This window comes from Acinetobacter sp. ANC 4862 (genome assembly GCF_004336635.1).
GTDB lineage: Bacteria > Pseudomonadota > Gammaproteobacteria > Pseudomonadales > Moraxellaceae > Acinetobacter.
Genome location: NZ_SJXH01000014.1, coordinates 49,662 through 70,195 on the forward strand (window position 1 = coordinate 49,662; position 20,534 = coordinate 70,195).

Here is a 20,534-nt window from a genome sequence, read left to right on the forward strand (position 1 = left end):
GCTTTTTTTATTGCAGGGTTTATGCAGTTTTACGTAAATCTTTACGTAAAATTTTACCTACGTTTGATTTCGGTAATTCATCTATAAATTCAACATAACGTGGGCGTTTATAACCGGTTAAGTTTTCTTTTGCATATTCCAATATTTCTTCAGTGGTTAAAGACGGATCTTTTTTCACCACGAATAACTTAGGCACTTCCCCTGATTTTTCATCAGGCACACCAATCGCTGCAACTTCCAATACTTTTGGATGTTTGGAAATCACATCTTCAATTTCAGCAGGGTAAACATTGAAACCAGAAACCAGAATCATGTCTTTCTTACGGTCCACAATTTTAATATAGCCGCGAGCATCCATAATACCGATGTCACCTGTACGGAAGAAACCATTGGTCATGACTTTTTCAGTTTCATCCGGGCGGTTCCAGTAACCTTTCATGACTTGTGGACCACGAATCGAGATTTCACCCTGTTCGCCTAATGGAACTTCATTGCCATCATCATCAAGAATTGCAACTTCAGTCAATGGCAACGGAACACCAATCGTACCGCTGAACTCCATTGATGATGGTGGGTTTGCAGTCGCAACAGGTGAAGTTTCTGATAAACCATAACCTTCAATGATGTTAGTGCCGGTAATTTTCTTCCATGCTTCAGCTGTAGAAGCAAGAACAGCCATACCACCACCCATCGCCATTTTAAGGTTGCTATGGTCGAGTTGCTTAAACTCTTCATTGTTCACCAATGCATTAAACAAGGTGTTTACTGCCGGGAAGAATGACGGACGGTATTTGCGTAATTCTTTTATTACCGCAGGTAAGTCACGCGGGTTTGGAATCAGAATGTTAGCTTGACCTTTATACATACCGTACATGGCACAAACCATGAACGCAAAAATATGATAAAGCGGCAATGCACAGAAAATACGGTCATCTTTCGAACCGTCTTGTGCACCAAATTTACTTTGGAAAATGCCATCACACTGCAACATGTTCGCGACAAGATTGCGATGTGTCAGTTCTGCCCCTTTAGAAACACCCGTAGTACCACCGGTGTATTGCAATACAGCAGTATCACTTAAAGTCAGGCTTGGACGCTTGTAGTTGCTTGCATTGACTTTAGACATTGCAGCATTGAACTTAATATGTCCTGGAATATCCCAAGCTGGAATTTGTTTACGTACTGAACGTAAAACAAAGTTCACTAATGTGCCTTTTAATGCACCTAACATATCGCCAACAGAAGCCACGACCACATGCTTCACAGGTGTTTTACCAATAATTGCTTGGTAAACAGTTGCAAAGTTTTCGATAATGACCAGCACTTCAGAACCCGAGTCATTTAACTGATGCTCAAGTTCACGCGAGGTATAGAGTGGATTTACATTGACTAATACCAGACCTGCACGGAATATACCCAATGCAACCACTGGATATTGCAACACGTTTGGCATCATCACTGCGACGCGAGAACCTTTTGCCAAACCTAAGCTTTGTAAATAGGTTGCAAATTTACGGCTTGCTTCTTCTAGTTCATTAAATGTTAAGACTTTATCCATAAAGATAAAGGCATCACGTGAACCAAATTTTTGAAAATTACGTTCAAAAACATCATTAAGCGAGGTATTTTCTGGTGGTAATTCTATAGTTTCCGGAATCCCTGTTTTTTGGTATTCAGCGAACCAAATTTTTTCCATAATGCCCTTCTCTCCAATCTGTAATCCTTAGTTTTCAACTGTTTTTTCAATGCTATGCGTCATTATTGAACTTGTTTAGGCATAACACGACATCCATTTACACGAATACGGATCATATATAACGTATTTTGATCAATGGATGCTAGTTTTATCTTTGAATGAACAGTTTATTTGCTTTTTGATATCCCCGTGGTAAGAGTTGACCTTTAGTCGCTCTTTTACCTACATATTTCTGAAGATCATCACCTTTTAGTTTTAATTGTTGCTGTCCTGCAACTACTTGAATTATTTCATTTAAACAAAGTAATGTCATGGACAAAATTTGTTCATTCGGTTCAAGTTGTATCAACTTGTTTCCTTTACCCTTGTTCAGGATTGGCAATTCTGACAGATCAATCACCAATAAACGGCCAGCGGTACTCAGGATGGCTAAATGCGTATTGGCATCCACCGTTTGCAATGGCAATGCTTTGGCATCATCCGATACGGTTAAGAAGGCTTTACCCGCTTTCGCATTGGTATCTAGCTGTTTTGCATTGGATTTAAAGCCGTAACCTTTAGAACTCACCGCAATAATTTCCTGCTCATCATCTGCGATCATGACTTGAATAAAGCCAACCCCATTTGCAGGAGCAAGTTTGGAGCTTAAGGGCTCACCCAAACCTCGTGCCGATGGCAAACTGTTAATCGCCAGTGCATAACTGCGCCCTGTTTCATCTAGCACATACGTACGTTGATTCGACTTGCCGGTTGCATGACTTAAGTACTGATCGCCTGCACGGAAATTTGCATTTTCAGCATCCACATCATGCCCTTTGGCACAACGAATCCAGCCTGCTTCTGACAAAATCACGGTTACAGGATCAGCCGGCATCAGGTCTTGTTCGCTAATCGCGGCAGCTTCGGCACGTTGCACGATTGGCGAACGTCGGTCATCACCAAATTTCTTGGCATCGTCTTTCAGTTCGGTAATGATCAGATTCTTTAATGATTCCGGGTTTGCCAATTGTTCACGAATAATGGCAGCACGTGCTTCCAATTCTTCCTGTTCACGGCGAATTTCCATTTCTTCAAGTTTTGCCAAATGACGTAACTTAAGTTCCAGAATGGCTTCGGCCTGAATTTCATCAATCCCGAAATGTGCAATCAGCTCAGCTTTTGGATGATCTTCTTCGCGAATAATACGAATCACTGTATCCAGATCTAAATAGGCAATCAAAAGACCGGCCAAAATATGCAGGCGCTTTTCAATTTTATTTAAATGGTATTGCAGACGACGGGTCACGGTATTCTTACGGATTTCAATCCATTCCAGCAAAATACGGCGAATCGATTTCACTTGCGGACGACCATCAGCACCAATCATGTTCATATTGACACGATAGCTTGACTCTAAATCGGTCGTTGCGAATAAGTGACTCATCACCGCTTCGGCATCAATACGATTGGAACGCAGCACAATCACCAAACGGGTTGGATTTTTATGATCGGATTCGTCTCGAACATCGCTCACCAAAGGCAATTTCTTCGCCTGCATTTGATCGGCAATTTGGGTGATGATTTTTGAACCCGACACCTGATACGGTAGCTCGGTAATCACGATTTCATTTTTTTCTATCGTGTACACCGCACGCATACGATAACTACCACGACCGGTGGTCTGAATTTTTAATAAATCATCAGCCGAGGTAATAATTTCCGCTTTGGTCGGCAAATCGGGTGCCGGAATATATTCGGCAACTTTTTCATCGCTTAAATTTGGATTACGAATCAGCGCGATGGTGCCTTTAATCACTTCACGTAAGTTATGTGGCGGAATATCGGTTGCCATCCCTACGGCAATACCGGTGGTACCATTCAACAAAATATTCGGTACACGTGCCGGTAAATTCACCGGTTCTTTCATCGAACCATCAAAGTTGTCCTGCCAGTCACAGGTGCCTTGACCCAACTCAGACAACAGCACTTCACTGTAAAGTGAAAGTTTGGCTTCGGTATAACGCATTGCTGCGAAGGATTTCGGATCATCGGGTGAACCCCAGTTGCCCTGACCTTCGATGAAGGGATAACGATAACTAAACGGCTGTGCCATCAGCACCATGGCTTCATAACAGGCAGAGTCACCATGCGGATGGTACTTACCCAGTACATCACCTACCGTACGGGCAGATTTTTTCGGCTTACCACTATGCTTTAAGCCCAGTTCACTCATCGCATAAACGATACGGCGCTGCACCGGTTTTAAACCATCACTGATATGCGGCAATGCACGATCCATAATCACGTACATGGCATAGTTAAGGTAAGCTTGTTCAGTAAATTCTGCTACGGAACGATTTTCTGTCGCATGATGCACAAGGCTGGTCATAAAAGCGTGAAATCCTAAATAATTCGTTTTTGTATCTACGTTGTTATGCTAAGTCGCAGGTGCAGTCTATACAAGGGCAGTACTGAACACTCTGCGACAAATTGTGTCTTATGGCCTAAAAATATCCACTTTATAATGTTCGATCAACTAAAAAATCAGCAATTTTATAAACCCATCGATTCTAAAGTCTTGCCTTTGGTTTCTTCGCCTAAGACTAAAATCACCAAAGCCACAGCCAGCAATACTGCAGTAAACATTGTAAAGACGTGGCTGAAACCATTGTTCATCACCATCATATGGGTAACCACGATCGGTGCCACAATCCCGCCCATACGACCAATCGCAGAGGCCCAACCAGAACCAAAAGCACGAATATTGGTTGGATACTGTTCTGGCGTATAGGTATAAAGCACGCCCCATGCACCCAAGTTAAAGAACGACATCAAGCAACCCCAGAACATAATCATGTTCACGGTATCCGCTTGGCCAAAGAAATAAGCCGAAACGGCACACATGCCAATAAAGCCCGCCAATGTGGCTTTACGTCCCAGTTTTTCCACCAGCCATGCTGCGGCAACATAACCCGGAAGCTGCGCCAAAATCATAATCAGCACATACTCAAAAGACTGCACAATCGTATAGCCCTGTTTGATCAACAAACTTGGCAACCAGGTAAAAATGCCATAATACGAATAGACAATCCCGAACCAGATCAGCCAGAGCATTAAGGTACGACGAGCAAATGGGCCAGTCCAAAGCTGTTTAAAAGAAATATTCTGCTTTTCCGCAACCGGTTTGACTTCAATGTGTTGAATCACTTCCACACCACATTGACGTTCCAGTTTTTGAACCAGAGCATGCGCTTCTTCAATCCGTCCACGGTTAATCAAATACGGAACAGACTCTGGCACTTTTTTCAGAATCATAAACACATAAATGGCAGGCAAACCACCAATTAAAAATGCGATATGCCAGCCATAATTCGGAATCACAAAGTAGGAAACCAGAGCCGCGACCAGCCAGCCCAAGCCCCAGAAACTTTCCAGTAAAACAATAAAGCGTCCGCGTACGTGCGCAGGAATGTATTCACTGACCAAAGTTACCGCAACAGGAAGCTGTCCACCTAAACCTAAACCGACAATAAAACGAAACACCAATAACCAGGTCAAATTGGGTGCAAAGGCACATAAAGCAGTGGCAATACTATAGGTCACCAAAGTAATGGCAAATACGGTACGACGCCCAATACGATCGGCTAATCCCCCAGAGAAAACTGCACCAATCGCCATACCGACAAAACCAATCGACACCACCCAGCCTTTTTCAGTCGGGGTCATGTTCCATTCTTCGGCCATGGTCGTCAAAATAAAAGCAATCAGACCAGTATCCATTGCATCGAACATCCAGCCGAGTCCGATCACCCATAGCAAGGTATAGTGAAACTTACCAATGGGTAAGCGTTGTACACGTGAGACTAAATCCATAACAAGATCTCTGATTTGGTGAAAGGGTGCATACTGCTTTCCCAACAGGATTTATGATTTTGCTGATTTTTATACGCTAATTTGAAGATCATGACCGCTCATTTCGTCGGTCATTTCCCGTTTTTTTTGAAAATTCTTATGAAGCATCTTTGGAAGATGCCGATTGATCATCATCATCTTTATAAATGAATTTGGGCATTTCCAGTCCGAAGTAGATGGCGATACAGCGTAAAGAGAAACCGAAGATCAGAGTCGAAATTACGGTGACTTCCAGGGAGAAACCAATCTCTTGGCAGACCCAGTAACAGATAACTGACACAAAAGAAATACTGGCATACAGTTCACGGCGGAACACCAAGGGTACATCGTTACACAGAATATCACGCAGAATACCGCCAGAGACACCCGTCAGGACACCCGCCACAGCTGAAACCACGAAACCATGTCCCATTTCCAGTGCAATCTGACAACCAATCACGGTAAAGCCAATCAGCCCCATGGCATCCAGAATCAAGAAGATAGAGCGTAAATGGCGCATCCATTTGGCAATCAGGATAGTGACAAAGGCCGCAGCACAGGTTAACACCAAATATTCAGGATGTTTGACCCAAGTCAGTGGATAATGTCCGAGCAATACATCCCGAACTGAACCGCCACCAAGTGCCGTCACACAAGCAATCAGCGTTACCCCAAACCAATCCATACTACGCCGACCAGCCGACAAAGCCCCGGTCATGGCTTCGGCCGTAATCGCAATAATATAAATCACTAATAGCAACATTGCCCTTCTTCCACTGAGGGTAATCGATGCGCGTTATTCTAAGGCAAATTCAGATGAAATTTACAGATATTGTGCACAACATTGTTTAAATTTTTTCCCCGATCCACAAATGCAGGCTTGCTTCATGGTGATTTGCATCTCTGTGGTCGGATCAAGGAAATACCAAGCTCCATCGTGTAGCACAAAATGTGAAACTTCATGATGAACCTGAGCCTGTTTGCCATCATGATAATGTGCCTTAAACTCTACTTGTGCATGATTTTTATCTATTTTTTCTTTGGCTTGCACAATTTCCAACTTGAGCCATTGATTGGACTGACTCCAGTCACGAATCGCAGCCACATCCAATGCCTGTTGCTGTCCAATGGCTGTGGTTTTGACAATATAGTCAATTTCATGTTTGGCAAATGCGCTATAACGTGAACGCATCACCTGTTCTGCAGTTTGCGCTTTCACCTGTCCCAAATGTAGCGGTTGGCAACAGCTGGCATACATTCCAAGACCACATGGACAATTGCTTTCTGACATCAAATTTTCCCAATAAAAAATAGCCCGACGATGCGAGCTATTTTAATCAATTATCTTGCTTTAAAGACAATCTGCCTTAATTTAGTTAATCATTGGCATGGTTTTCAATTTTCGGAATGATATGGACTTTATCAATTTTATGACCATCCATTGTCACCACTTCAAAGATATAACCATCGGCTTCGAATTTTGCCCCACTTTCCGGTAAATGACCCAAGTGGTGCAAGATATATCCAGACAAGGTTGAGTATTGTTCAGACTCATCCACCAGATCACAATCTAAAAGTAAGGAGACGTGACGAATATCGGTAGAACCTTCAAGAATTAAAGTGCCATCTTCCAGACTTTCTGCTGCAGTTTCAAATTCATCTTCATCCGGGAATTCACCTGCAATCGCTTCAAGTACATCAATTGGTGTCGCAATCCCTTCTATCGAACCGTATTCATTCAGGACAATCGCCAATTGCAACGGGGCTTGGCGTAATTGCTCCATCACCATCAACACTTGAGCATTTTCATGCACAATCACCGGTTCACGTAAGTGACGTTCAAAATTGAGTACACCGGTTTCAATATATTCATTCATCACTTTATGGGTCAGGACTACACCGGCAATATTGTCTAACTCACCATGCGCAACAATTAAACGCGAATGGGTCATACTCAACAATTGTTCTTTAATGGCAATTTCGTCTTCGTCTAAATCAATCCATTCCAGTTCAGGACGCGGTGTCATCACCGACTTCACCGGTCGTTCAGACAGTCCAAGTACGCCCTGTACCATCACACTGTGATAAGCGCCATTTTGTTCATTAAAGACTTCATCGGCAAATGCACGGGTTGCAAGCACATCTTCAGCATCATTATTTTGTGATTCCGACTTGCCACCGAGCATGCGCATTACCGCAGAAGCGGTACGGTAACGTAAATCCGTCGTGGTCACCATTTTCTCCTGGTTACGGCGCATGGTTTGATTCACAAACTCAACCACCACCGAGAAACCAATTGCAGCGTATAAATAGCCTTTTGGAATATGGAAACCAAAACCTTCAACAATGAGTGAGAAACCGATCATCATCAAGAAGCCCAAACATAGAATCACCACGGTTGGATGTTTGTTGACGAAATCCATCAGCGGTTTCGATGCCCAAAGCATAATGCCGACCGCAATCACCACCGCAATCATCATTACAGAAAGGTCTTTCACCATTCCGACTGCGGTAATCACGCTGTCTAGAGAGAAAACTGCATCCAGCACCACAATTTGAACAATTACCATCCAGAAAGCGGCATGCACCGGGTTTTCTTCTTTCTGAGGTTGAGTGCCTTCAATGCGTTCATGCAGTTCCATGGTGCCTTTAAATAAAAGGAACACACCACCGAACAGTAGAATCAAGTCACGGCCTGAGAAAGGATGATCAACTATATGGAACAGTGGCTGCGTTAAGGTCACGACCCAAGCAATGGAAGCCAGTAAAATTAAGCGCATAGCCAAGGCGAGGAGCAACCCGACAATACGACCTGCATTACGCTGTTCTGGTGGAAGTTTTTCCGCCAAAATGGCAATAAAAACCAGATTATCGATACCAAGAACAATTTCTAACACCACTAAAGTGGCCAGTCCAATCCATGCAGATGGATCTGACATCCATTCAAAGATCATTGGATGCTCTCCTGCAGGGTATAGAGGTCTGATTTTAGGATGTTCATATTAAAATCGCTGAATATTCTATGAACAGCATTCTTTATAATTTTTGCGGAAAAATTGAGATGTTCAGAGCGAGGACAACCACTACTCATGTTGATTCATTTATTGGAAAACAGATTTTTAGTATAGCAAGATGAACTAGAAATTCATCTTTTTTTCAGTACTCCCGCTCTTTTATCTCAGCAAGTTTTAACAAATCTTTGCAAAGCCTGTTCATGACCTCACATGCTGTGTCATATTTTCAGACTAAGCTAGAGCATGAAAAAATAAAGTGCTATGGTAAAAAATATAATGATGAACAGTGTATTAAAAATGACTCCAAAACATAAAAATCCAACGCCGAAAACAACTCAACCTTTAATTGCGCTCTATTGTGGCTCGCGTTCAGGCAACAAGCCGATTTACCAAGAAAAAGCCATTGCGCTGGCTCAAGCTCTTTCTGACTTGGGTTTTGGACTGGTCTATGGCGGTGCAAGTATTGGCTTAATGGGACAAGTTGCTGACGCGGTTAGACAACGTGGCGGTCAAACCGTCGGAGTGATTCCTGAATTCATGCTGGATTATGAAATCGCGCATAACCAACTCACCGAATTGCACATTGTAGAAAGCATGCATGAACGCAAGGCCATGATGGCGGAGCGTGCCAGTGCTTTTGTAGCGCTGCCGGGTGGCTTGGGAACTTTTGAAGAAATTCTGGAAATTGCCACTTGGGGCCAGTTGAATCAGCACCAAAAACCCATGATGCTGTATAACGTGAATGGCTTTTATGATGCTTTAATTGCCCAGCTGGATCATGCGGTCAGTGAAGGCTTTTTACCGCCACAGCATCGGGCGAAACTGATTATTTGCAATCATGCCGATCAAATTCTGAATGCGATTAAAAATCTCGGTGCTCCGAAACACTTTGCGATTTAAAGCCAAATTCTAAACATAAAAAAGCGAGCCCAGAGCTCGCTTTTTTGATTGCCCTGTCTACACTATAAATTTGAAATAAAGTTATAGAACCAAGGCAAAGTTGTGGCAAGCACAATACTCATGATTAAACCGACCATCAGCTTCATCGCATCTTTACTGACGTTACGTGAGGTTCGATATTTATTTACTTCAGCCAAATGCATCGACATCGCAAACTCACGACCTGCAAGCAGACCCAAGAATACCCATGTGGTACTCATTGGAATGTTGCTCCACTCTTTAAACACCAATAAAATCAAGGCATAAATAAAATCGATAATGGTCGCGGAACGAATATCAGCCACACCGGTTTTGGTATCGATAATTTTCTGGATGGCGCCACCACGTTGATAAAAGACCACACCCAAGAGAACGATAAACACCAGAATCGCAAAAATCAAAAATTCCAGCGGAACTTGACGCGGTACATAGACGAAAATATTCGCCAGATCCTGAATCAGCCACTGGCTCCACAGAAATGCCGTGGACACCCACTGCAAACCAATCCAGATATGCGAGGGTTTATGGTCTCGGGTTTTACTGAAATAAACTGAAATGCCTTTAATCACAAATCGATAAACAATGATTGCCACAATAAATGCAACGGCATAACCCATCATCGATTTGGTGAGCATTGAACCCAAACTGCTCGGCGAAAAAATCGTGAGGACTAAGAATGTGGTACTGACCGGAATCCCATATTTGGTCAAAAAAATCAGCAAGATGGGCGGAACAATATACAGCCAGGTAATGCCACCCTCAGGAAAAGGAATGGTTTCCAGACGGCCATAAGAAGCATCGCCAACACCTGAAGCCCACCAGCCATACAGCAAGACCACACTTAAAATACTGCTGGTATACAGCCACAGTATCCACCAGGGACGATGGGCATTGGATGAAATAAAGGTACCTAAGGTCTGCGGCACATCATTTCCGACAATTGAATAAGCGGCTAGACAGAAGCCAACAATCATCAAAATTTCGATTGTCATAAAAACAAAACCTTTTTCACCAATTAAAAGTACTCATCCAGCGCTGCTGGAAGTTGGGCTGAATTATGACATTTTTATGTCACTTTAATGACATAAGCATGGCAAGATTTTGTTAGCGTCGATTAAAAAGCGGCTTAATCTTGTTTTTATCTACATTTTTTTATTTCAAATGAATCGGAATGATTGCCGTTGAAGGATCGACTTCATTGCAGAGAGAAGTGTAAAAAGCTGAACTTAGATCTAGATTTTATTTTCTTTACTTACTCTCGATAGAACAACTTTTTCTTACACCATGTTGGGAGGATTACTTTAAACTATTTAAAAATTTCACTTTTATACTTTTATGAACGCCACGCCATCACATCAAGCCTTACAACCAGAATTTAGACTGTTGGTCTTGTTGGTGTCTATTGGCTTTTTTATGCAAGGTTTGGACACCACCATCGTCAATACCGCGATTCCCGCGATGGCGGTAAATTTAGGTGAAGATCCTCTCCAAATGCATAGTGTCGTGGTGGCATATGTGCTTTCCGTGGCGGCCTGTATTCCATTAAGTGGCTGGCTTGCAGATCGATTTGGCGTACGCAATACCTACTTTAGCGCGATTGTTATCTTTACCTTGGCATCATTAGGTTGTGGACTTGCCAACAGCTTAAATGAACTTCTGGTCTATAGGGTTATTCAGGGAATTGGTGGGGCATTATTGTTACCTGTGGGTCGTTTGGCCATGCTCAAGGTCATTCCACGTACCCAGTTTTTATCTGCCATGAGTTTGATGAGTCTTGCAGGACTGATGGGTCCACTTATCGGCCCTACACTGGGGGGGTGGATGGTAGAAGTAACGACCTGGCACTGGATCTTTTTAATTAATATTCCGATGGGGCTTTTAGGCTGTTTAATTACAGTTAAAGCCATGCCGAATGTAACTGAACCTAGTGTTAAATCATTTGATTTTTTCGGCTTTATTCTACTGGTGATTGCCATGGTCGGCGTTTCAATGGGGATCGAAAACTTTGCTAGCCCCCATCTGTCTTTATGGTGGAGTAGTGGATTAATCACTGCGGGTTTAATGGCGGCTGCTATTTACGCCCATCATGCACATCGTCATCAAAATGCACTGTTTCGCAGTAAATTATTCAATAATCAAATTTATGCCATTGGGATTGTGGGTAATTTTTTTGCCCGCTTAGGTGGCAATGCCATGCCCTTTCTTATCCCCCTGATGTTACAAGTGGCATTCGGTTTTGAACCGTTTATTACCGGTCTGTTAATGATTCCCACCGTACTCGGCTCATTGGCATCCAAACCGATTATTCGTCAAATTATTCAACGCTTTGGCTATCGAAAGGTATTGTTGATCAACACCTTATTGGTGGGTGCTTGTATTGCCAGTTTCGCCCTCACTACGGCGGACACGCCAATTTGGTTACGCGCTTTGCACTTCTTTATTTTTGGCATGCTGAATTCTCTGCAATTTGTCTCGATGAATACATTAACTTTGAAAGATTTACCTCAACAAGATGCAAGCAGTGGCAACAGTTTTTTATCCATGATTATGATGGTATCGATGAGTATTGGTGTGGCTTTGGCAGGAACCTTGGTGAACATCTTCACCGCCTATTATGGCGTCGAACACATCACTAAGGCGTTCCATAGCACCTTAATTTTTCTGGGCTGTATTAATATCATCACTGCCTGCGTTTTTTGGCGCATTCCATGCAATACACCTGTTTAAGCTGATTGAAGAAACAGCGTGGTTTGAAGCTTCAGATCGCGTTATCATGTGCTGGATCAATCACCCTTAAATTATTTATGTCTAAAAAACGATTAGCCCAGAACAGCCATAAAAAGCTTTACGCCTCTTGCGCAGGCCTGGTGCTGATTTGCGTCGCAATCGTCGTTTATGTTTTTGTATTGCATCATAATCCTGCTTCGGCACAAGAATATCCGGTCAAAGGCTTTGATGTATCACATCATCAGGGCGATATTCAGTGGAAACAGATTTCCCCAAAGAGCTATCGGTTTGTTTATCTGAAAGCCACGGAAGGGGGGGATTTTAAGGATCGAAAATTTCAGGACTATTGGTTACAAGCACGTGAAAATGGCTTGATGGTCGGTGCTTATCATTTTTATCGCTTATGCCGTGATGGTGAAATTCAGGCGCAAAATTTTATTGAAACAGTCCCCAATAAAGCCGATGCCTTACCACCAGTGATTGATCTGGAATATGACAGTAATTGCATCAACACCTACACCAAGGAACAGCTACTGAAAGAAATTCAGGTCATGCATGATCGACTGTATCAGCATTATGGCAAACAACCGATTTTCTATATTTCCAAATCGTTTTATAACATTATTTTAGCGGGGGAATTTTCCAAAACTCCGCTGTGGGTACGTGAATATCAGGGCAAACCGGATTTAAAAGGCAAGCCGAAATGGCTGTTCTGGCAACATACCAATCAGGGAACCATCAAAGGCATTGCTAAAGTTGTCGACTTAAATGTGTTTAATGGCGATGAATCTGACTGGATCAGCTTTTTACAACGAAATGGTATCTACTCACTAAAAAAAGTTGAAAATTTACCGAAAAAATAACAAGATAAGCTCAACTATTCATCAACAATAAAAAGAATAAACAACTACAAACAGGAAAATTATGTCGATTAAAAAAGGACTTTGGGTTTCATTGGGGCTGCTTATTCTGTGTTTGGTGGCTGGCATGGTTTTTTTACTGCAGCCTTCCGGTCAAGTGTCTGATTTTCAAAAATGGCAATATCAAGCCTCTGAAAAAGCATCGAAATCTTCAAGCCTAAATGTAAAGTTTTTTGGCGTTTCAACATTACTTTTTGATGATGGCAAAACCCAGATTTTAATCGATGGATTCTTTAGTCACCCTTCCCTGTCTCAAGTACTTTTTCAGAAAATTCAAAGTCAGCCTGCAATAATCCAGCGGATGATTCAGCAACAGCATTTACAGCGCACTCAAGCAGTTTTAGTCACCCATTCACATTATGACCATACACTAGATCTTGCCGAGCTTGGCAAACGACTTCCACATACGAAAATTATCGGTTCAAGCAGTACCTTGAATATTGCACGAGGCGGACACGTTGCAGCACAGCAGTTAATCCAGATTCCGCCTTTACAACCCATGTCCTTTGGTGAGTTCAAAGTCACAGCCATTCCTTCACGACATACTCCACCGACGGCAGTGAATAATGATTTGGGTGAGGAAATTTCTCAACCACTGCAACAACCTGCCCGTTTTTCTGAATTTAAAGAGGGTCATAGCTTTGATTATTTGATTGAACATCAAGGGCATACTGTTTTGGTCAAAGCCAGTACCAGTGCTGTTCCCGATCAACTGAAAAATTTAAAGGTCGATACCTTATTTTTAGGCATTGCCCAACTTTCGCGCCAATCGAAAGAATTTCAGCAAAACCATCTCGATCAAACCTTGAGAACATTAAAACCTAAAGTAGTGATACCTATTCATTGGGATGATTTTTTCAAACCCGTAGATCAGCCTTTAGAATTTTTGCCTTATCTGGCCGATAACACCAAGCAAAGCTTAAAAATTCTGATTCAGGCTGCTGAACAACAAAAAACACAAGTCATTTTACTCAGTCAGCCTGTGTCGTATCCACTTGATACTGATCTACAATCTCAGCCATGAAGATGAGATACTGAAGCTATATAGCGTTAGAGGCAGAATTAGGGCTGCATGAAAAAAATCATTCACATCGATATGGATGCCTTTTATGCATCCGTGGAACTCAAAGACCGGCCCGAGTTAAAGCATTTGCCTGTGGTGATTGCCTCACATCATCCACGCGCTGTGGTCTGTGCAGCCTCTTATCCTGCACGTGAGTTTGGGCTGCGCTCAGCCATGTCGATGTCACAGGCCAAAAACCGCTGTCCGCAAGTAGTGGTCATAGAACCCAATTTTGAAAAATATCGTGCTGTCTCTGCCCAAATTCATCAAATTTTCCAGCGTTATACTCCCCTCATTGAACCCTTATCTTTAGATGAAGCCTATTTGGATGTTACAAAAAATTTACAGAATATTCCCAGTGCAACCGAAGTCGCCATGCGAATCCGGGAAGATATTTTTCAAGCCACAGGCTTAACCGCATCGGCGGGTGTCGCACCGAACAAGTTTTTGGCTAAAATTGCATCTGACTGGCATAAACCCAACGGCATTTGTGTTATTAAACCCTCACAGGTGCAGAACTTTATTCAAGATTTGCCGTTAAAGAAAATTCCCGGTGTTGGGAAAGTCACTCAAGAAAAACTCAAAATTTTGCAATTGGAAACTTTGGGCGATTTACAACAAATTGACCAAGCGGTGTTGATTCAACATTTTGGCAAATATGGCAAGCAGCTTTTTCTGTATGCCCAAGGGATTGATGAGCGCCCCGTCCAAACCGAACGTGAACGCCAGCAGATTTCCAAGGAAACCACCTTTGATGATGATCTGACTTTAATCCAATGCCAGGACTACTGGTCCAAAATGATGGATCAAGTCTGGGCAAATTTAGAGAAAAAACAACTCTGTGCACGTGGGGTTTCGGCCAAACTGAAACTGAAAAATTTCCAGGTTTTGCAACACAGTAAAAGTTTTAAACACCCCTTAGAAAATCAAAAGCAACTGGAAGATGTACTTCAGCAATTGCTGATCGAAATGCAGATTCCTGAACATTTTCAATTTCGCTTAATCGGGGTTGGGGTTTACCAACTTTCTGACCAACTGGATCAGCCGCAGCTTTCGTTGTGGTAAGCATTTGAATATTTTTCAATCAAAAGAATAAAATTAGACCAATTGATGATACATAACGGCTGTTTTTGAGGTACTCTATGGGCGCGATGCATTTATCCATGTAGCCGCTGAGATGCTAAAAATCACCTTTACTTTTAGCATGCTGTCCTGTGATTGGCGTGACGATCAAATCCGAATATTACAGGGCAACTCTGTTGTAAACCATGGAATCCCCCTCTTGCATACCTTCTGCGAATATTCCTGTAAATCTCTAAGCACCTCCAAGAACAACGCGCGCCAAGCCGCACTCATTTTTTAAAGACTAATTTTTTCCCGAGTATGAATGACAATATGTGGCAATTTACTTACTATAATTGTCGCAGCGATCATGCCCAAAATACAGGATTAAAATTTGATGAGTGTTCAGCGTCTACATGTAGAAAAGCGTTATTGCGAAGTGGCGATTTCGGGGAATTTAGTGCATTTAGCCGGTCAATTGGCCAATGACACCTCACTGGATATTAAAGCGCAGACGCAAGAAACGCTGGATAATATAGACCGCTTATTGGCAGATGCGGGAACAGATAAAAGCAATATCTTGTCGGTGATGATTTTCTTAAAAGATATACAACAAGACTATGCTGCAATGAACGAAGTTTGGGATGCTTGGGTGGCTGAAGGTCATGCACCTGCACGAACCTGTGTTGAATCCAAACTCTATGCACCGGACGTTTTGGTGGAAATGACAGTCACTGCTGTCCGTGCAGAAAATTAAAGCGATAGCTATAAATAAGCATGAATGCATATGAATTCATGCTTGTTGTTATTATCCCACGATTCGGATTTTCTTTCGTTCCAGCTCAGGATAAAAACTATACTTCTTTGGTGTATCTGCCAGCTGTACATCTAACTGATTGTGAGGAGATTTTCCAAGAAGGAAATCTTGTCTTAGCTCATAATATTCAGGCACATCTTCATAGCGAATGACACGATATCCCGCCATAGCTAAAAGTGCATCTTGATATTGCGCATTCTGGGGACGCTTTAATGCCATGGGATCATCAAGTGCAATAATGGCTGTGACTTGATGATGTTTATCAAGCACCACAAAGTCTGCCACCATATTGCGATATTTATGGCGGGTACGAGAGTATTTAGTCGTCAATAGCGCATCAAATGAAACATGGGCCAATATAGTGCTCTGTGGCAATATTTCCTTGAGCCGCGTATAGGTTAATTGTTCGTTAATATTAAAGATAGCTCTTTGCTTTAAAGCACTATCTTGCTGTTTGGTACTGCTTTCCAGACTTTTCCAAGCCATACACAGTACGCAGAATAGGAGCAAACTCCCGACCAAAATGTAAACCATCATCCTGTTAGTCCTTTAAATTTTTATAATCTTTTTCGGTGTCACACCGATTGTTATCAAATTCAGTATACAACTCTTATTTTTATTAATTTTTTAAGTAAACAAACTGCATTTAAATAACGACGAAATCATCATAAAAGCTGACAAAAAGTTGCAGTGATTTTATGCTCATGATTGATGTCTAAATTAAATCCTTTAATTAGACACTATAAATAGGGTATATCAAGCCCAAGCACTGATGCAACCATACTTTCAGATATTGTCCTACAATTCCGACGAGCTGTTTAATTCCTGTTATTTTTTAATTAATTATAAAAAAGAACGCCTAAGCGTTCTTTTTTTTATTTTTTAAATCAAGCTCTCGATTTCGGCTTAGATTTACCTTTTGGTTTAGGACCACCAAACGGTTTTTTAGCATCCCCAGTTTCACGGGGTGGTAAACCGGTATGCTGAGTCAAGATCTGACCTTTTTCAGGACGTTTTTTGGTATTCGACGGACGCGACGGGTTCGCTGCGGAATGATTCCGAACAGCATTGTCACCGCTACGTTTTTGCGAATCACCGGCAACAGTCGAGTTTTTCTTACGTGCCGATTGATACTGACCTTCGGTACCCACAGGCTGATACGTCGGAATCAAATGCTGTTTCGAGTTACCAATCAGGTCTGAACGGCCCATTTCTTTCAATGCTTCACGCAATAATGGCCAGTTATTCGAATCATGGTAACGCAGAAAGGCTTTATGTAAACGACGACGCTTTTCGCCTTTTACAATGTCAACATTTTCAGTATAACGCGCCACTTTCGCCAACGGATTTTTACCGGTGTAGTACATGGTGGTTGCAGTTGCCATCGGAGATGGATAGAAAGTCTGCACCTGATCGGCACGGAAACCGTTCTTCTTCAACCAAACCGCCAAGTTCATCATGTCGTAATCGGTGGTACCCGGATGCGCCGCGATGAAATAAGGAATGAGGTATTGTTCTTTGCCTGCTTCCTTACTGAAACGGTCAAACATCTGTTTGAAGCGATCATACGTACCAATACCTGGTTTCATCATCTTCGACAATGGACCTTTTTCGGTATGTTCCGGTGCAATTTTCAGGTAGCCGCCCACGTGATGCTGAACCAGCTCTTTCACATATTCAGGATTCAACACTGCCAGGTCATAACGCAGACCTGAACCAATCAGAATCTTCTTAATGCCTTTTAATTCACGTGCTTTACGATACAACTGCGTCAATGGTGCATGGTCAGTATGCAAGTTTTGGCAAACACCAGGGAATACACACGATGGTTTACGACAGTTTTTCTCAATTTCAGGATCTTTACACTGCAAACGATACATGTTCGCAGTCGGCCCACCTAAATCGGAAATAATACCGGTAAAGCCAGGCGCCGTATCACGAATTTTTTCCACTTCACGCAGAATAGATTCTTCAGAACGGTTTTGAATAATACGACCTTCATGTTCGGTAATCGAACAGAAAGTACAACCGCCAAAACAGCCACGCATGATGTTCACGGAGAACTTGATCATGTCAAAAGCAGGGAAACGTGCTTCGCCATAAGATGGATGTGGCAGACGTGCATAAGGCAAATCAAACACATAATCCATTTCTTCCGTTGTTAACGGAATTGGAGGTGCATTCAGCCAGACATCACGCTCACCATGTTTTTGTACCATGGCACGCGCATTTCCGGGATTGGTTTCCAGATGCAGAATACGGTTGGCATGTGCATATAAAACTGGATCTGCAGCGACTTCTTCAAATGCCGGTAAACGAATGACAGCCAATTCACGAGGTGGCAACTTGTGTTTGATTGCTTTGGAAGCGGGTTGCAACTGCACAATTTGTGTATCAGGTGCTAAATTGTCCCCTTCACGCACGATTGGATTGGCAACCAGTTCTTTCTGGAAATTTTGATATTGAGTTAAAGAATTACCTTTATCCTTTTCAATTTCACAGCCATCCAAATCTTCAGTCATCACATAAGGATTGATGATTGGATCGACACGGCCAATTGCATCGACATCATTCGACGCAATTTCAACAAATTTGGCTTTAGACGCACGGTTATGTTTATTGACAATAAAAGCAGTACCACGAACATCGGTAATCTCGTGAATTTTTTCACCTTTGGCCAGACGGTGCATCACTTCAGTAATCGAGCGTTCACCATTACCGTACATCAATAAATCAGCTTTTGAATCCATCAACACCGACCGACGGACTTTGTCTGACCAGTAATCATAATGCGCAATACGACGCAACGATGCTTCAATACCACCCAACAATACCGGCACATCCGGGAATGCTTCACGGCAACGCTGACAATACACAGTTGCGGCACGGTCTGGACGTTTATTCGGCTGATTATCTGGTGAATAAGCATCATCGGAACGGATTTTACGATCCGCCGTATAACGGTTGATCATCGAATCCATATTGCCGGCAGTCACGCCCCAAGCGATGGTCGGTTTACCCAGTACACGGAATGCCTCAGGATTGGTCCAATCTGGCTGAGCAATAATCCCCACACGGAAGCCTTGCGCTTCAAGGGTACGTCCAATAATGCCTGAACAGAAAGATGGGTGGTCGATATAGGCATCGCCACACACTAAAATAAAGTCACAGGCATCCCAGCCGAGTAGATCCATTTCCTCGCGCGACATCGGCAAAAATGGTGCGGGTTCAAAACAAGACGCCCAATATTTGTCGTAATCAAACAACGCAGTCGGCGCTGTCTGTGCGGTATAAGCTGTAGACATGGCTAGCAAATTCTCGGCTGGCAGATGGAAGATCTGAAAATTAGATCAAAGATGAAAGCCGATCATTTTACCATGAATTCCGCTCATATTCTTGATTAAAAAATATCCAAAAACAGTGGTTTAAATTTTTAATTATTTGATGCTTATGAAGATGATTACCGAAAGAGTTGTAGCGCAAAAAATAATCCTATGATCAGCACAGCACTAATAAAGACGCTTAAGCCATTCCAACCATAGTTTTCCCAGACTAAACCGCTACTACTGCCCAAAATACTGGATCCCATGTAATAACTAAACAAGTAAAATGAAAATCCTACGGCACGATATTGTAATAATTGTACTGACACCCAACTACTTGAAGTGGAATACGCAGCAAAAAATGAAAAGGTAAATAAAATCAGCCCCAATCAATACCCGTGTGCCTAAAAAGACTTCCCAAATAGGAAGAATTGAACTGAGAATCAATAAACTTACAGCTAAAAACAGCACCCAAACTATAAGAGGGTTATGACCAAACCAGTCTAAAATTAAGCCCGTAAACAATAACCCTATCGCAAGAGCAACTGTAGAAAAGGATAAAGGGAAACTACTATGTGCAGGAGAAACAGTAAAGAATTTTGCAAAAATAGGCATCATCTGTTGCACACAATACAACAATGAGAAAGAGGAAAATCCCGCTAAAAATAATGACAATACAATTGCAAGAAATAGCTTTGAACCATATTCAATGTACGTAGGCTCAGAATTTGTATCAGACATAAGAACTCCGTATGCCTAATCAGTATAGCCTTCTAAAATTTAATCTCTGATTCGAAAGATAATTTAATCAAAACAGAAGAATTTAGAGCCTGTAAATTATTTTGTGTAAGTTCCATTTTTTATAAATGATCTTTTAATCGATCATCGAACTGAATCGTAAACCAATTCATTGCTAAACGCCAATTTTGAATTGGCATGGTCCATTTTTTAGCAGCATTTGAAGTTGCTAAATAAATGACCTTTTTCACTGAATCATCAGAAGAGAAGATCTTTCTCTTTTTAGTTGAATGGCGGATCACGCTATTCAATGATTCAATTGCATTTGTTGTATAAATCGCATGACGTATTTCAGCAGGGTAGCT

General features: G+C 42.2%; 16 protein-coding genes and 1 pseudogene. 6 read left to right on the forward strand and 11 right to left on the reverse strand.

Annotated features, from left to right (window positions below; genetic code table 11):
* Positions 1–19: 19 nt before the first annotated feature.
* From E0409_RS08165 to E0409_RS08190, 6 genes are all read right to left on the reverse strand, one after another.
* Positions 20–1,696, reverse strand: coding sequence for an AMP-binding protein (locus E0409_RS08165; RefSeq protein WP_131289558.1), 1,677 nt, complete (start codon positions 1,694–1,696; stop codon positions 20–22).
* Between the two features lie 148 nt (positions 1,697–1,844).
* On the reverse strand, positions 1,845–4,064 hold the full coding sequence (gene parC, locus E0409_RS08170; protein WP_131289560.1) for a DNA topoisomerase IV subunit A: 2,220 nt from the start codon (positions 4,062–4,064) through the stop codon (positions 1,845–1,847).
* 164 nt (positions 4,065–4,228) lie between these two features.
* Positions 4,229–5,548, reverse strand: coding sequence for a niacin transporter NiaP (gene niaP, locus E0409_RS08175; RefSeq protein ID WP_131289562.1), 1,320 nt, complete (start codon positions 5,546–5,548; stop codon positions 4,229–4,231).
* A gap of 136 nt (positions 5,549–5,684) precedes the next feature.
* Positions 5,685–6,329, reverse strand: a complete 645-nt coding sequence (locus E0409_RS08180; protein ID WP_086193105.1) for a trimeric intracellular cation channel family protein — start codon at positions 6,327–6,329, stop codon at positions 5,685–5,687.
* Between the two features lie 60 nt (positions 6,330–6,389).
* On the reverse strand, positions 6,390–6,857 hold the full coding sequence (locus tag E0409_RS08185) for a YchJ family protein (protein WP_131289565.1): 468 nt from the start codon (positions 6,855–6,857) through the stop codon (positions 6,390–6,392).
* An 85-nt stretch (positions 6,858–6,942) separates the two neighbouring features.
* Positions 6,943–8,520 carry a TerC family protein gene (locus E0409_RS08190; RefSeq protein WP_131289567.1) on the reverse strand — a complete coding sequence of 526 codons (1,578 nt, stop codon included), beginning with the start codon at positions 8,518–8,520 and terminating at the stop codon, positions 6,943–6,945.
* Between the two features lie 339 nt (positions 8,521–8,859).
* On the opposite strand from E0409_RS08190, the gene E0409_RS08195 reads away from it, so the two are divergent.
* The gene (locus E0409_RS08195) at positions 8,860–9,480 is read left to right on the forward strand and encodes an LOG family protein (RefSeq protein ID WP_131289592.1); all 621 of its coding nucleotides are present in this window, start codon (positions 8,860–8,862) and stop codon (positions 9,478–9,480) included.
* Positions 9,481–9,542: 62 nt separating this feature from the next.
* Here E0409_RS08195 and E0409_RS08200 read toward each other — a convergent pair whose 3' ends face one another.
* Positions 9,543–10,511: a hypothetical protein gene (locus tag E0409_RS08200; protein WP_131289569.1), complete on the reverse strand. Its 969-nt coding sequence runs from the start codon at positions 10,509–10,511 to the stop codon at positions 9,543–9,545.
* A gap of 343 nt (positions 10,512–10,854) precedes the next feature.
* Between E0409_RS08200 and mdtD the strand changes: the two genes are divergently transcribed.
* The 5 genes from mdtD (at position 10,855) to E0409_RS08225 (ending at position 16,048) form a co-directional block, all read left to right on the forward strand.
* The gene (mdtD, locus tag E0409_RS08205) at positions 10,855–12,246 is read left to right on the forward strand and encodes a multidrug transporter subunit MdtD (RefSeq protein ID WP_131289571.1); all 1,392 of its coding nucleotides are present in this window, start codon (positions 10,855–10,857) and stop codon (positions 12,244–12,246) included.
* Between the two features lie 77 nt (positions 12,247–12,323).
* Complete coding sequence (locus E0409_RS08210; RefSeq protein WP_131289573.1) at positions 12,324–13,109, forward strand: glycoside hydrolase family 25 protein; 786 nt, start codon at positions 12,324–12,326, stop codon at positions 13,107–13,109.
* A gap of 61 nt (positions 13,110–13,170) precedes the next feature.
* A complete protein-coding gene (locus tag E0409_RS08215) occupies positions 13,171–14,190 on the forward strand; it encodes an MBL fold metallo-hydrolase (RefSeq protein ID WP_131289575.1) in 1,020 nt (339 codons plus the stop codon).
* A gap of 48 nt (positions 14,191–14,238) precedes the next feature.
* Positions 14,239–15,294 carry a DNA polymerase IV gene (gene dinB / locus E0409_RS08220; RefSeq protein ID WP_131289577.1) on the forward strand — a complete coding sequence of 352 codons (1,056 nt, stop codon included), beginning with the start codon at positions 14,239–14,241 and terminating at the stop codon, positions 15,292–15,294.
* Between the two features lie 394 nt (positions 15,295–15,688).
* Complete coding sequence (locus E0409_RS08225; protein WP_131289579.1) at positions 15,689–16,048, forward strand: RidA family protein; 360 nt, start codon at positions 15,689–15,691, stop codon at positions 16,046–16,048.
* A 51-nt stretch (positions 16,049–16,099) separates the two neighbouring features.
* Here E0409_RS08225 and E0409_RS08230 read toward each other — a convergent pair whose 3' ends face one another.
* The 4 genes and pseudogenes from E0409_RS08230 to E0409_RS08245 all read right to left on the reverse strand — a co-directional run.
* Positions 16,100–16,645: a DUF2726 domain-containing protein gene (locus E0409_RS08230; RefSeq protein WP_131289581.1), complete on the reverse strand. Its 546-nt coding sequence runs from the start codon at positions 16,643–16,645 to the stop codon at positions 16,100–16,102.
* Positions 16,646–16,995: 350 nt separating this feature from the next.
* The gene (locus E0409_RS08235; protein WP_131289582.1) at positions 16,996–19,413 is read right to left on the reverse strand and encodes a YgiQ family radical SAM protein; all 2,418 of its coding nucleotides are present in this window, start codon (positions 19,411–19,413) and stop codon (positions 16,996–16,998) included.
* A gap of 155 nt (positions 19,414–19,568) precedes the next feature.
* Positions 19,569–20,172: pseudogene (locus E0409_RS08240) on the reverse strand (hypothetical protein).
* A gap of 119 nt (positions 20,173–20,291) precedes the next feature.
* Positions 20,292–20,534: IS256 family transposase (locus E0409_RS08245; protein ID WP_033854855.1), on the reverse strand; the 243-nt coding region annotated here is incomplete at its 5' end.

Excerpts from the sequence above, each read along its gene's own strand:
- E0409_RS08165 (WP_131289558.1), bottom strand. The coding sequence starts at position 1,696 with ATGGAAAAAATTTGGTTCGCTGAATACCAAAAAACAGGGATTCCGGAA.
- parC (WP_131289560.1), bottom strand. The coding sequence starts at position 4,064 with ATGACCAGCCTTGTGCATCATGCGACAGAAAATCGTTCCGTAGCAGAA.
- mdtD (WP_131289571.1), top strand. The coding sequence starts at position 10,855 with ATGAACGCCACGCCATCACATCAAGCCTTACAACCAGAATTTAGACTG.
- E0409_RS08225 (WP_131289579.1), top strand. The coding sequence starts at position 15,689 with ATGAGTGTTCAGCGTCTACATGTAGAAAAGCGTTATTGCGAAGTGGCG.
- E0409_RS08185 (WP_131289565.1), bottom strand. The coding sequence starts at position 6,857 with ATGTCAGAAAGCAATTGTCCATGTGGTCTTGGAATGTATGCCAGCTGT.
- E0409_RS08180 (WP_086193105.1), bottom strand. The coding sequence starts at position 6,329 with ATGTTGCTATTAGTGATTTATATTATTGCGATTACGGCCGAAGCCATG.
- E0409_RS08200 (WP_131289569.1), bottom strand. The coding sequence starts at position 10,511 with ATGACAATCGAAATTTTGATGATTGTTGGCTTCTGTCTAGCCGCTTAT.
- E0409_RS08210 (WP_131289573.1), top strand. The coding sequence starts at position 12,324 with ATGTCTAAAAAACGATTAGCCCAGAACAGCCATAAAAAGCTTTACGCC.
- E0409_RS08215 (WP_131289575.1), top strand. The coding sequence starts at position 13,171 with ATGTCGATTAAAAAAGGACTTTGGGTTTCATTGGGGCTGCTTATTCTG.
- E0409_RS08195 (WP_131289592.1), top strand. The coding sequence starts at position 8,860 with ATGAACAGTGTATTAAAAATGACTCCAAAACATAAAAATCCAACGCCG.
- E0409_RS08235 (WP_131289582.1), bottom strand. The coding sequence starts at position 19,413 with ATGTCTACAGCTTATACCGCACAGACAGCGCCGACTGCGTTGTTTGAT.
- dinB (WP_131289577.1), top strand. The coding sequence starts at position 14,239 with ATGAAAAAAATCATTCACATCGATATGGATGCCTTTTATGCATCCGTG.
- E0409_RS08190 (WP_131289567.1), bottom strand. The coding sequence starts at position 8,520 with ATGATCTTTGAATGGATGTCAGATCCATCTGCATGGATTGGACTGGCC.
- niaP (WP_131289562.1), bottom strand. The coding sequence starts at position 5,548 with ATGGATTTAGTCTCACGTGTACAACGCTTACCCATTGGTAAGTTTCAC.
- E0409_RS08230 (WP_131289581.1), bottom strand. The coding sequence starts at position 16,645 with ATGATGGTTTACATTTTGGTCGGGAGTTTGCTCCTATTCTGCGTACTG.